Raw genomic sequence first — 12,589 nt, 5'->3', positions numbered from 1 at the left:
CCAAATCCGTGCGGTCATGCCTCACCCCGGTAGGTCGTGCGCGACATGGTCTTCTCCTAGGACACCTCAAACTCCGGCGTCGAGTACATCCGTTTGTGTAGCGACCGGATCACGTGCTTGACGAATGTTTCAAACGTGCACCGCTCAACCAGGTCAAGAACCGGCTCTTCACAATCCGGGGTGTGGGACTGGTTAGGACCTGTCGGCCTTGAGCAGTGATCGGGCGGTGCAGTGGGTGAGGTCGCGGAAGCCAGGGTTGTGCCGAGCAGATGTTCGAGTTGGCTGCTGAGGGCTGGGGTGGGACTGTTGCTGGAACGGTGGTGGTCGAAGAAAATGCGGATGTCGTCACGCATCCAGAGCGTCGCCGGTCAGCCGGATCATATGGAACGAGTGGTTGGCACCGGTGTCAGTAGAGATGGGGTGAGCTCGATGAGCAGCCGGTGACCTTCGGTCAGTACCGCATCGTTGGCGGTGTTCCACGCGCCCCGAGAGACCTCGGGAGGCGAGCTCATCGCAAAAGGATGACCACCAGGGCTTCCAGGCCCAACGCAGCCGCGCTTGGAGAATGGCGGGGCGCTGACCGAACGGGACATGCGCTAGTTTATGGATCACGCTGTCACGAGGTGATCCGCGACAGTCGCAGCGATGACACAAGTCATCGAGCTCGACCGGTCGGCACAGCAGCGTGGCGCGCTCAGGGCCTGGCTCGTCCGGGAGGCAGAACGTGGTCAGGTCAGGGGTCGGTGAAGGTAGCGTCGTCCATGTCGAGGTCTTTGGTGATGGCTGTGTGAGGATTTTCATCATCCAAGGGCCTCGATCCTTGTCGCCACTCAGCCCCGGCTGTCCACTTACACGCTCATCTGTGAAGAGTCTGTCTCGTGTTCCGAGAGCTGGCCCAGGCTCTGTGCTGGACGGAATAATTATTGATCAGAATTGACCTTTGTGCAGGATTCTCGGATGCGTAGTTCCATTGCCAGGGAATGATTTCGTATATCTTCTCTCTCGTAAAGGTGTCGTAATTCTTCAAATGCAGCTGAAATCATGCCCTCGACGGGTTGTACGACAGTCGTGAGCTTGGGTCTGAGCCAAGCGCCCACTGATATGCCATCGAAGCCGATAATAGATAAATCTTGAGGAATGGAGATGCCATATTGCTCAGCGCCAGAGACGATGCCGATGGCGACGATGTCACTGGCCGCCATGATGGCGGTTGGTTGAGTGTTCAGTCTCTGGATTCGTGTGAGCACATTGATCCCGTACGTCTCGCTGTATGGTCCATGGAACTGCAGCTCAGGCGCTACCGAGATTCCGTGGAACGCGAGTGCTTCTTGATAGCCTCGAAGGCGTTGCCGAGTGGATGACAAATCCTCTGGCCCGCCGGCGTGAGCGATGACGCGATGGCCCTGTTGGATCAAGTAGTTTGTGGCTTGGAAGGCTCCGTCGAAATTGTCAGCCGTCACCAAGGGCATCCTATCCTGGCCTCCGGAACCCACTGGCTCATCCAGCACGACTACTGGCACGTTGGCGGCCACGGCCTCGAGGGCGGGGTTTTCCGCAGTCATTCCAATATAAAGAATACCGTAGATATCATCCATGTGCGCTGCTGCATCTATTAATTGGCGTTCTTGATGTGCGATGCCGCCGGTCACTGAGATGAGTGCTTGTAAACCACGTTCGTTGCATGCCTTCGTTACGGCCTCCGCGACGTTGGCGAAGTAGGGATTTCGCAGTTCAGGCATCACCAGGACAACCTTTGACCCTCGTTTGTGGTCATGCGGCATGGAAAACCCCACCGCATGCATGGCATCGAGGACCACACGCTCAGTTTCTGGTTTCAGTGCCAACTCGCCCTTCACATACCGGGACACCGTGGATACCGATACTCCCGCGGCACGCGCCACTGCTGACAGTGACATGCAACGCCCTCCCCAGAAATTGGTTGACAAGCCGATCTGTGCTTCGTAGTATAAAGCAACACAAAACGTTGCGCAACGATTGCGCAACATGATTGCTCGAGGAGGAGCCACAGATGTCAAAAGTGCTTCTGGCTGGTGAGTCGTGGATCAGTGCGACGACTGACCACAAGGGCTACGATGCATTCCCCCACACTCAGCTGCACATCGGTTGCACCAAACTGCTTAATGCGCTCAGGTCGCGTGGTCACGAGGTGACCCACCTGCTGTCGCACGACGTCGCCGCGAGTTTTCCAACCACACTTCAAGCCCTCGACCAGTATGACGTTGTCATTCTGTCCGACTGCGGGGCCAATACGCTGCTGCTTGCGCCATCGGTGTTCGAGACGGGCCGCCCGATGCCCAACCGACTAAAGCTTTTGCGTGAGTGGGTTCACCAGGGCGGCGGGCTCATGATGGTTGGTGGATACCTGAGCTTTCAGGGCTTCGAGGCGAAAGCGAACTACTCTGGTACACCGGTTGAGGAGATCCTTCCAGTAACGATCTCCAAATACGATGATCGAGTCGAGAGCCCAGAAGGCGTCTGCGGCGAACTGACCGGAGTGCAACACCCGGTCACGCAGGGGCTGTCCTCAACGTGGCCGATCGTGCTTGGGTACCAGCGGTTGCAGGCTCGAGCGGATGCCGCCGTCCTCGCCGTGGTCGAGGGTGATCCCCTACTGACCGTTCGAGAGGTTGGCAGTGGACGGACCCTGGCATTCGCCTCAGATGTGTCGCCCCATTGGGCGCCCGAAGAATTCATGAACTGGCCTGGATACACCGATTTGTTTGACAACGCGGTGGCCTGGCTGGCTGGGAAATGACCCATACGAAAATGATCCATACGAAGGAGATGTTTTTGCAATGACGCAATCATCCTATGATCACCGACCTCCCGGCACAGTAGGGGCCGTCATGGCTTCGACCGGGTTGTTCGTGATCCTCACTGTTCTGGCGGGCATGCTGAGCCCAATGCAGTCCGCCGTCAATGGCCAACTTGGTACCGAAGTCGGAGATGGCCACCTGGCCGCGACGATCTCCTTTGGCTGTGGCCTGATCCTCATGATCCTGATTGTGCTACCTGACCGAGCCAAGAGGCGAGCTCTGTTCGCCCTGCCTCGCCAGGCGCGGCATTGCGACGTGCCGTGGCCTAACTTCGTCGCCGGGTTGTGCGGCGTAGCCGTTGTCCTTTCTGAAGGCATCTCGGCGGGGCCTCTCGGGGTCGCCACATTCCAGACGGCCCTTATCTCCGGAATGGTTATCTCGGGAATTGTCTGTGATCGCATGGGTATTGGCGTCGAATTCAAACAGCCGCTGAGCATTGCGCGCATCATTGGTGCTGCCCTTGCAATTGTTGCCACACTACTTGTAGTGTCACCAAACTTTCAAGCTCCTCACGCGGTGGCCTTGACCATTCTTCCTTTTGTCGCCGGGCTCCTTGCTGGATGGCAGCCAGCCGGAAACTCCAATATCGGTCGTCTGTCCGGTTCAATGCTCGTGTCCATCACGTGGAACTTTTTCGTGGGTTTCACTGCTCTGCTTCTCGTATTCCTTCTCCGAATGGCTGTAGGGCACGCACATTTCAACCTTCCTGGGAGCTGGTGGATGTACCTTGGGGGTCCACTCGGGCTCGCCTCGATTGCACTGATGGCTCTGCTTGTACGCAAACTCGGCTTACTGCTTCTGGCGCTGTCCTCTACAGCCGGCCAGCTGCTCGGATCCGTTCTTATTGACACGCTGATACCTGCACTGGGCAATGAGGTCTACTTCGTCACTGTCCTGGGTGCAGCGGTCGCCCTGATCGCATCTGGCATCGCCATGATCCCCTCGAGGAGATCCGATGTCGACAGTGGGATCGAGGGCACATTGACAATCGATTCCATGACACATGAATCCCGTTGAGCAGGAGGTATTCAAATGACGATGTCGTCAGAGAACAATGTTCTGACTACCGTTACCGGTGATGTGCCGGCCGAGAACATGGGGATGACGCTGCCTCATGAACACTTGTTCAACGACCTGTCGAGCGTCGTTGACGAACCCAGCTATGAGTTCTCCTCAATCCTAGTCGGTAAGCGAGTTGAGCCCTCTCTTATGTGGGCCCTGCGGCAGGACCCCTATTGCAATCAGGACAACTTGCGGGACAAGCCGGTGGACGCTGTCACGGAGGAGGTTCGAGCCTTCGCCGAGCTGGGCGGGCGGACCATCGTTGATGCGACGGGGTCGACGTCGATTGGCCGAGACCCCGAACGACTAGCGGCGGTGGCCCGACGCACGGGGCTCAATATCGTCATGTCCACGGGCACCTACCTTGAGAAATTCGAAGGTGAGCGCATCACCGCAACAGCGATCGACATCCAGACCGAGAACATCCTCAATGATCTCAACGAGGGAGTCGGGAGCACAGGAATCCAAGCTGGCATGATCGGTGAGGTTGGAATATCGCCGAGCTACACGCCAGCTGAGCGTGGCGCGCTGCGAGCCGCAGCTGTGGCACAGACTGAATCGCCACGGACAGCATTGAATATTCACATGCCTGGTTGGAAAAGATACGGAGCCGACGTATTGCACTTGGTCCTTGACGAGGTTGGGGTCAATCCAGCTAAGGTCTCGCTTGCCCACAGTGACCCATCAGGCCATGACTACGACTACCAGAAAATGCTCCTTGATCGAGGTGTGTGGCTAGAGTTTGACATGATCGGCTTGGACATCAATTTTCCGAAGGAGGGTGTCTCACCGTCGGTCTCTGATACTGCTGACGCCGTCGCTCATCTCATTGCCCGAGGGTACGGTCAGCAGTTGATCTTCAGTCACGATCTTTTCCTGAAGCAGATGTGGACCTGCAATGGTGGGAATGGTTTCGCCTTCGTACCGAAGGTGTTTCTCGCTCAACTTCGAAGCCGCGGTGTCTCGGAGGCGCAGTGCCGCAGTCTCGTCATCGATAACCCTCGGCGGCTGCTTACTGCCTGACCAACGTCAAGTGGTGTGGGGTTCACAAGGTCGATTGCCACACCACTCCAACAGACGATGATGGTCGTCGTATGGCGGGCCTGACACCGTCATACGACGCGATCATGTTCTCGAATGTCGGCACGTATGATTTCACGTCGGGCACGCCCCGTCTTGGGTGTACAGATAAACGGGGTTACTGGGTGGGCTCCGGACTGGTTGAGTACGTCCAGCTGTTCGTCATCTCCAACGGCACCCACACCAAGTACTACTTGAACACCACTCGCAACCAGCACCTTAAGGATCAGCAGAAGCGCACGGCCCCGAAGGCCTCCAACAGCTTCGAAGTCACCTCGATCAATTACAAGCAGCTTGGCACTGTCGCGGCCGGCGAATACATCTGGCACACCACCGGATCCGGCAAGACCCTGATCTCGTTCAAGACCGCCCAGCTGGCCACCATGATGCCCGGGATCGACAAGGTCATCTTCGTCGTTGACCGCAAGGATTTGGACTACCAGACCATGCGCAAGTACGACCGGTTCCAGAAGGGGGCCGCCAACTCCAACACCTCGACGACCATCCTCAAGCGTCGGTTTGAGGATCCGAGCGCCAAGATCATCATTACGACGATCCAGAAACTCAGCACGTTCATCCACAGCAACAAGAACCGCGACATCTACAACCAGCACGTCGTCATAGTCTTCGACGAGTGCCACCGGTCCCAGTTCGGCGACATGGACACCGACATCACTCGGGCCTTCAAGCGCTACCACCTCTTCGGTTTCACCGGTACGCCCATCTTCGCTGCCAATCGCGGTAGCTCCGGCAACCCGAAGCTGCGCACCACCGGGCAGGCCTTTGGCGACAAGCTGTACACCTACTCCGTTGTCGACGCCATCAGCAACATGAACGTGCTGCCCTTCCGCGTTGACTACATCAACACCATGAGGGTCGGAAACCCGGAGGACCGCGAGGTTACCGGCATCGACACCGAGAAGGCCCCCATGGCCCCTGAACGCATCAGTCAGATCGTCCGGTACACCTTGGAACACTTTGACCAGAAGACTAAGCGTGAGAGCAGTTACGAGCACTCTGTTGTCGTCAACGTCAGTGAGTCCACCCGCGTCCGTCATGTCGACGAAGCCATCCGCCAGTGCAAACGTGCTCGCGGGTTCAATGCCATCTTCGTCGCGGCATCCATTGACGCCGCTCGTCGCTATTACAACGAATTCCAGCGCAACAGGAAGACCTGGTCCCTGACAAGAAGCTCAAGATCGCCATCATCTACTCCTACGGGACCAACGAGGCGACTAAGGGCGGCATCCTAGACGACGAGGCCTTGAATACCGATGCGCTGTCCGAGGACTCGCGGGTATTCCTGGAGGACGCCATCCAGGAATACAACCAGTTGTTCGGAACGAGCTACGACACGTCCTCTGACAAGTTCCAGAACTACTACAAGGACCTCTCGCAGCGGCTCAAGAACCGCGAAGTCGACCTGGCCGTCGTCGTCAACATGTTTCTGACCAGCTTCGACGCCACTACCCTCAACACCCTGTTCGGCGACAAGCCGTTGAAAGCCCGCAGGCTCCTACAGGTCTATTCTCGCACCAACCGCATCCTCAATCCCGTCAAGACCTACGGCAACATCGTCTGCTTCCGAGATCTTGAGGACGCCACCAACAATGCCCTCGAGCTCTTCGGTAACAAGAACGCTGGCGGCATCGTCCTGCTCAAGCCCTACAAGGACTACCTGACGGACTACGCCGCGAAGGTCAAAGAGCTCCTCGCTCGGTTTCCACTCGGTCAACCCATTGTCGGAGAGGAAGCGAACAAGGAGTTCGTCAAGCTGTTCGGTACTATCGTCAGGCTTGAGAACATCCTCACCTCGTTCGACGAATTCTCGGCCGACGATATGCTTACCGAGCGTCAGAAGCAGGACTATCGCAGTTTTTACCTGAAACGTGGAACGAATCCCGCAGTGAGCAGGACGCTGACAAGAAAGGCTCGACCACGACGACGTCGTCTTTGAGATTGAGCTCATTAAGCAGGTCCCCGTCAACGTCGATTACATCCTCATGCTTGTCGAGGAGCACCGCAAGGAGTGTGGTGATGGCGAGGATGTCGAACTGACCCCGACCATTTACCGTGCCATTAACGCCAACCCGAACCTACCCAACATGAAGGATCTCGTCGAAGAATTCGTTGCGATCATGAGCGTTGACGAGGCCGTTGATTCACAATGGGGACGCTTCATCACCACAAAACGGAACCAAGAGCTCGACGAGATCATCCGGGATGAGGACCTGCGCCCTGAAGAGACGCGTAACTTCATGGGCAATGCCTTCCGCGACGGAGAGGTGCAGACCACCGGAACCGGAATCATCGAGGTCATGAGGCCGATGTCGCAGTTTGGCGGTGCAGGCAGGTCTGGCGGGAACCCTCACGCCGAGAAGAAGAACCGAGTGATCAAGGCCTTGGGGGAATTGTTGAGCGGTTCCGTGGGCTGGGGCTTGGTGAGGAGTTGGAGGACTGAGGATCCTCCGCCACGCGCGGCGACATTGATGGTGCCCGGTGTCTCATCTTCCAACCGGTCATCGAGGTACCGGTTACGGCCTCGGGGCACAGGACTACAGTGCGATGACTGACGTGTCGGATCCTTCCGGCGTCTGACCTACAGAGGTCTCCGATCATCCTCAGTGATCGAAGTGCGGACACCTACAGTCAATATCCAGATTTTTGACTATTGTCCTCTGTATGACACGTCTAGGGGCACTGATGACGAGGGTTGGCAAGGCCGCGATGCTGTTGTCACGCGACCTTGGGGGCCTACAAGTTGGTGACCAGATCCCGACGATGCAGGACCTCGCAAGTCGTTACGGCTACGGAAAAGGAACGATCCAAGCCGCGCTCGGCGTGCTCGCGGAGGTGGATGCGTTAAGAGTGGAGACCCACGGTCATCTTGGTACCTATGTGACCAAGATCGACAAAGCCGCTCTGTGGGACATCTCGGGAAGGGGCACGTTCGTCATCGCGATGCCATTGCCCTACACCCTTCGATATGAAGCATTAGCGACGGGATTCCATGCCGCCTTTGAGGATGCTGGTGTTCCTCTTAGTCTCCCGTATGTCCGAGGAGCATATGAACGCATTAACCTCCTCCGCGACGAGCGAATCGACCTCGCGGTGATGTCAAAAATGGCATCCAGCGAGAACCCGCATCTCGAAGTCATTAGGGACTTCGGTCCAGGGACGTATGTTGGATCGCATCAGATCATGATGAAGAACGGTCGTGACATTCAAGATCCTCACTTGAGAGTCGCCGTTGACCCATCGTCTCCCGACCAGATATTTCTTGCAAGGAAGGCGTTCCCTCGGCTCCGCGATGACATGGTAGTTGAGACAACGTACAACCAGCTATCTCGTGGGTTTGAGGGCGATCTCTTCGACGCCACCATATGGAACGCCGATGAAGCTCGTTCAAAACTGCCGTCAGATGTAGTGATAGTTCCAATGCCTGAACTTGAAGGAATTGGAAACACAAACGCCGTGCTGGTCAAGTGGGACAGTTCTGATGCGATTGGGGATGATGTATTGAAGGTCCTTGGTAGCGAAGACATCATATCTGTAGTGAGGGCAGTAATGGCACACCAGACGATGCCAAGATACTAAAACCAATTTTTGCGAGAATTACATGGCTGAACAATTTAAATGTCGTTTCGAAATCATTAGAGAGACGTCTACTCTGCCAACAGAGTGGATAGATGCGGTAGAAACCGCGATCCGCGACGTGGTGGATGACGACAAGTTGGACAATGAATCGGTGGGGCTGCTGGTGTCGCATGTAGTTGCGTCGCTCGATCGTATTCACAAAGGAAATTCCCTAACTGATGGCCCAGGCTATGAGCTGATGACCGAAATTAAATCCCAAGTTCCCAATGCAGAGCCAGAAGCGGCTCGCATCGTGAACTCAATCGAGGAGTGGATTGGTCTTACGCTTCCGGATAGCGAAAAACAGTACGTAACACTTCATAACGTTCTACTCACTGACGTGGCCCTCGATACTGTGATGTCGGCTGCCCATGACGTGTTGACGGCAGGGAAGAAAGTCGTGGTGCATGCCGACATGATGTCCGGCCTTCATCCGAATTCGGCGGGCCTGTCATTCCTCAAGGAATAGTGCGGCGTCGACACGGTCATCAGCGCGAATGCCCGGGTGATCGAAACTGCGCAAAAATGAGGACTCAACACAATTTTCAGAGTTTTTCTACTGGATTCAATTGCCTTGAAGACAGCTCTTCGAATCCTGGAAAAGCTGCGGACGGATGCCGTCGAGATTCTTCCCGGACCGATGGCCAAGGGTGCCTATCACGCCGTGCGGAACAGCGAGCCGAAGCGCACTCTTCTCGCCGGGGATTCATTCGTTCCCGGGCTGTCGTGGATGACCTCCTTTCAGTCGGCTTCGACGGGGTGACGACGTCATGTCATCAGCTGTGGTGACTGCCTGGGAGCGTTTCGTTCACTTCTCCAGCAAAGCTGCGAGCTCGTTAGTAACCAGGATCCCTTTCTCCATCGCCTTGTCACGACGGCGATGCCTGCTGCGGGCCGGGATGTGATCCCACCCGGCCTGCTCCAGTATCTCGACGAACTCGCTGATCCGGTCGGCATAGGCGTCATTCCCGTCTCGGGTCGGATCCAATAAGATATACAGCTGGCCGGTGCGGAAGGTCGACACGCCTTCTGGGGCTTCTGCGGCTACCTGATAGGAAAACCCTGTACCCGTCAATCCAGTTGCCGTCATCTCGATCATCATGGCGATGAGAGTTCCTTTGTGCTCATCGAAGGGGGCAGGATGTTGCCCTTCTCAAGAATCTCAGACGGATCGTCGGTCTCCTTATCCGCGGTGTCAATACCGGTTCCGGGGCGTCTGATCCGTGTGAGCCATGGGCTGCAGGTCCTCGTGAGAAATTGAGGAAGTCGCAAAGTCGAAGACGAGCGGGTCCTGGCCGGGTAGCGGCGTCGCAAAAGCGATGGGGTTAGTGCTCATAGCGGCCTCGGTTGTGCCCTTGGCCGCTACCGCCAGCTGGTGACCATTCCTAAGCCGATGAACCCCTTATAAGCCCACGGCTCGAGACTGGGCCAGAGGGCACTGAAGTGGTGGGCGTCATGGCCGGCAACGATCGCGGCACCGGCTCCGGTGGGCATCCGCTTGGTGGTCACTTCGGTGGCAGTCGCCGTGGGCTGGGCGAAACTGTTGTGGCCGTCAATACGCAGGTACAGCGGGCCCACGTAGTGCGCTCCGCTGGTGACGGTCCTGTCAGTCCGACTGTTTTACGTATTCCGAGACCTTGAACCACTCCGTGACTAGTTGTGCCATCCCGCTCACATGATGCACAGTTTGTGGCCAACACCTGAGCCACCCCCACACATGTTCCAGTGTCGACCGGCATTTGGCAATGGCCGCGACGAGCTCGTCTGTGGTGATGGTGAGGCCAGGGGCCACAGGAATCCTCCTCGGCTTGAGATACTTCCGACAGTAACAGTGCGTTAGTTACCCCAACCTCAGCCGCGATGATCCAGCACGGCTTTCGCAGTTGCGATGTCAGTTACCAGATCCGTTACCAGATGGGTTCGAAGGATCGCCGATAAAGCTGGCACCTTTTCAGCTCCGAAAGCACTGACGATGACGTGGGTGATTGACGGGATCCGGTCGATCGGTATCGTCATCAACCCGTGGCAGAAGTCCGCATCGACATGACGGCCCTGAGCATTGATGTGGTGCCCACAGATGTGGCCGACCGCTCCCCGCGACAACAACTCGGCGTGAGTTCGTTCGGGCATCACGTGATCGAAAATCGGTGCCACTGAATTCACTCCGACCGCGCCTACCCCCGTCACCAGGATGTCGGCGTGGGAGGCCATAGCGATTGTCATTCCAATGGACTTCTCCGCCTTTAAAGCCGCTGCTACTTGCGGATTCGATACCAACACTGGCGCGGGCATCACTCGGTAAGCGCAGCCAAGTCGCTCCGCCAGTTGACGACACAGTTCGGGGGAGTCTAGGAGTAGATTCCCCCGCGCTGTCCCCCCGATTGCCTGGACCACTGTCGCTTCAGGATGACGTGTCGGGGTCATGGCGCGCACCACCGAAGCTACTCCACGCCCATTCGACAGTGCGATGACCGAGTCCGGGTGCATATATGTAGTCACGAGATCGGAAGCCATCCGTGATACCTCGTGAGCCGCAGAGTCGTCATCTGACATGGCTACGCGCGCGCACGCTAATCCGAAGGTGCGCGTCAGGTCCTGTTCCAACTCAAGTGCTCGTTGTAACGGGTGCTGCACGGTAAACGTGATGATTCCACGACGCCGCGCTTCGTCGAGTAGGCGCGACACCATTGATCGGGAGTAGCCGATCTCATCAGCGATCTCGGCCTGAGTTGCTTCTTCCAACCAGTATCGCTTTGCCACGGTCAGTAGGGTCTGGATGTGTTCGCGGTCATTCATATGTATCTCACAAATGTGAATCTTTATGCTAGAAGCCCCGCTGAAACGCGGTGTTAGGCCATCTTACTGGCGGTTTAGCGCTTAGTGAATTCACATATGTGAGTCCATGGCCTTGCGAAGGATGTCGGGCTGACGGCTGAATGGTTCTCGTCACACAGTCGTGAGAGAGGAATCACCCCAATGGCCGTCGTTCGTACCATCACTGGCGACGTTTCACCCGATACGCTTGGCGTCGTCAACGCCCACGACCACCTCATCCGTGTTGGCGCCGGTGAGGTCTACATCGATCCTGACCACCTGCTCGACGACGTCGACAAGGCCGCTCAAGAGGCCACCTACTTCGTCGAAGCTTCCATGAGCTGGGCCGACGGCGCCACGGTCGTCGACATGTGCCCCGCATCCTCGGGTCGCGGTGTGCTCAAGACCCTTGAAGTTGTCGAGAAGGTCCCAGGCCTCCAGGTCGTCCAGGCCACCGGATTTCACCAGCAGAAGGTCTACCTTGAGTGGCGTCAGAGCTGGGTCAACCAGTACACCGTCAACCAGATCGCGGATTTGCTGATCGCCGATATTGTCGAGGGCATCGACCGTTTCGACTATATGGGCCCGATCGTTGAGCGCACCAAGGTGAAGGCCGGCGTCATCAAGTGGGCTACCGCGTACGGCAAGATCACCGAATGGGAGAAGAAGTCCGGTAAGGCTGTCGCTATCGCCTCCAAGGAGACTGGCTGCCCCATCAACACCCACGTCACCGCCGGCACCTGTGGCCCCGAGCAGGCTCGCTACCTCGTCGACCAAGGCGTCGATCCCGCCAAGATCGCCATCGGCCACATGCAGCGTAACTGGGATCCGTGGGTCCACGAGCAGATCTGCAAGCTCGGCTGCTACGTTGAACTCGACGGCACCAACCGTATCAAGTACGTGCCCGACAACACCCGCGTCAACCTCATCAAGACCCTTGGTGAGAAAGGCTACGGCAAGCAGATCCTCCTGGGCACTGATTCCGGCAAGGCCTCGTACCAGAAGGTTTACGGTTCGGTTTCGGGTATCGACTATGATCCCGCCGTCTTTGCCCCGCGCCTGGTCGAGGACGAAGGTGTTGACCGCAGCTACGTTGACGACCTGCTTATCAACAACGCCGCCGCCTTCTTCGGCTTCGAGCCGCTGGCTGGGTGACGGCA

Annotated in this window: 13 protein-coding genes and 2 pseudogenes; 10 read left to right on the top strand and 5 right to left on the bottom strand. The window is 57.1% G+C overall.

Annotated elements, in window-relative coordinates; genetic code table 11:
• Nucleotides 1–425: 425 nt before the first annotated feature.
• Nucleotides 426–763, bottom strand: a pseudogene (locus ACSJJT_RS02570) (ISL3 family transposase); the annotation flags it as partial.
• 157 nt (nucleotides 764–920) lie between these two features.
• Nucleotides 921–1,916 carry a LacI family DNA-binding transcriptional regulator gene (locus tag ACSJJT_RS02565; RefSeq protein ID WP_334355097.1) on the bottom strand — a complete coding sequence of 332 codons (996 nt, stop codon included), beginning with the start codon at nucleotides 1,914–1,916 and terminating at the stop codon, nucleotides 921–923.
• Nucleotides 1,917–2,029: 113 nt separating this feature from the next.
• On the opposite strand from ACSJJT_RS02565, the gene ACSJJT_RS02560 reads away from it, so the two are divergent.
• From ACSJJT_RS02560 to ACSJJT_RS02520, 9 genes are all read left to right on the top strand, one after another.
• Nucleotides 2,030–2,776, top strand: coding sequence for a glutamine amidotransferase (locus ACSJJT_RS02560; RefSeq protein ID WP_435916784.1), 747 nt, complete (start codon nucleotides 2,030–2,032; stop codon nucleotides 2,774–2,776).
• 91 nt (nucleotides 2,777–2,867) lie between these two features.
• Nucleotides 2,868–3,854: a DMT family transporter gene (locus ACSJJT_RS02555; protein ID WP_435916783.1), complete on the top strand. Its 987-nt coding sequence runs from the start codon at nucleotides 2,868–2,870 to the stop codon at nucleotides 3,852–3,854.
• Nucleotides 3,855–3,869: 15 nt separating this feature from the next.
• The gene (locus tag ACSJJT_RS02550) at nucleotides 3,870–4,922 is read left to right on the top strand and encodes a phosphotriesterase family protein (protein ID WP_334355094.1); all 1,053 of its coding nucleotides are present in this window, start codon (nucleotides 3,870–3,872) and stop codon (nucleotides 4,920–4,922) included.
• Between the two features lie 182 nt (nucleotides 4,923–5,104).
• A complete protein-coding gene (locus ACSJJT_RS02545) occupies nucleotides 5,105–6,232 on the top strand; it encodes a DEAD/DEAH box helicase family protein (RefSeq protein ID WP_435916782.1) in 1,128 nt (375 codons plus the stop codon).
• Nucleotides 6,133–6,936 (top strand): type I restriction endonuclease subunit R, EcoR124 family, encoded by an 804-nt coding sequence (locus tag ACSJJT_RS02540; RefSeq protein WP_435917043.1) that lies wholly within the window; start codon nucleotides 6,133–6,135, stop codon nucleotides 6,934–6,936. Before ACSJJT_RS02545 ends, ACSJJT_RS02540 begins: the two co-directional genes overlap by 100 nt.
• Nucleotide 6,937: 1 nt before the next feature.
• A complete protein-coding gene (locus tag ACSJJT_RS02535; RefSeq protein WP_435917042.1) occupies nucleotides 6,938–7,552 on the top strand; it encodes a type I restriction endonuclease subunit R, EcoR124 family in 615 nt (204 codons plus the stop codon).
• A 130-nt stretch (nucleotides 7,553–7,682) separates the two neighbouring features.
• Nucleotides 7,683–8,576, top strand: a complete 894-nt coding sequence (locus ACSJJT_RS02530; protein WP_435916781.1) for a YhfZ family protein — start codon at nucleotides 7,683–7,685, stop codon at nucleotides 8,574–8,576.
• A 22-nt stretch (nucleotides 8,577–8,598) separates the two neighbouring features.
• Nucleotides 8,599–9,084: a PRD domain-containing protein gene (locus ACSJJT_RS02525; RefSeq protein WP_435916780.1), complete on the top strand. Its 486-nt coding sequence runs from the start codon at nucleotides 8,599–8,601 to the stop codon at nucleotides 9,082–9,084.
• A gap of 105 nt (nucleotides 9,085–9,189) precedes the next feature.
• Nucleotides 9,190–9,378, top strand: coding sequence for a hypothetical protein (locus ACSJJT_RS02520; RefSeq protein ID WP_435916779.1), 189 nt, complete (start codon nucleotides 9,190–9,192; stop codon nucleotides 9,376–9,378).
• Nucleotides 9,379–9,423: 45 nt separating this feature from the next.
• Here the strand turns inward: ACSJJT_RS02520 and ACSJJT_RS02515 are convergent.
• The 3 genes and pseudogenes from ACSJJT_RS02515 to ACSJJT_RS02505 all read right to left on the bottom strand — a co-directional run bounded on the left by ACSJJT_RS02515 (nucleotide 9,424) and on the right by ACSJJT_RS02505 (nucleotide 11,411).
• Nucleotides 9,424–9,951: pseudogene (locus tag ACSJJT_RS02515) on the bottom strand (Ldh family oxidoreductase).
• A gap of 26 nt (nucleotides 9,952–9,977) precedes the next feature.
• Nucleotides 9,978–10,193, bottom strand: a complete 216-nt coding sequence (locus tag ACSJJT_RS02510) for a hypothetical protein (protein WP_435916778.1) — start codon at nucleotides 10,191–10,193, stop codon at nucleotides 9,978–9,980.
• Between the two features lie 273 nt (nucleotides 10,194–10,466).
• On the bottom strand, nucleotides 10,467–11,411 hold the full coding sequence (locus tag ACSJJT_RS02505; RefSeq protein WP_435916777.1) for a sugar-binding transcriptional regulator: 945 nt from the start codon (nucleotides 11,409–11,411) through the stop codon (nucleotides 10,467–10,469).
• A 180-nt stretch (nucleotides 11,412–11,591) separates the two neighbouring features.
• On the opposite strand from ACSJJT_RS02505, the gene ACSJJT_RS02500 reads away from it, so the two are divergent.
• Nucleotides 11,592–12,584, top strand: coding sequence for a phosphotriesterase family protein (locus ACSJJT_RS02500; RefSeq protein WP_435916775.1), 993 nt, complete (start codon nucleotides 11,592–11,594; stop codon nucleotides 12,582–12,584).
• The last annotated feature ends 5 nt before the right edge of the window (nucleotides 12,585–12,589 follow it).

The sequence above is a fragment of the Cutibacterium nasicola genome (assembly GCF_051303185.1).
Lineage (GTDB): Bacteria > Actinomycetota > Actinomycetes > Propionibacteriales > Propionibacteriaceae > Cutibacterium.
The sequence above is the reverse complement of the archived record's forward strand: the minus strand, read 5'-3'. Positions and strand labels throughout refer to the sequence as shown.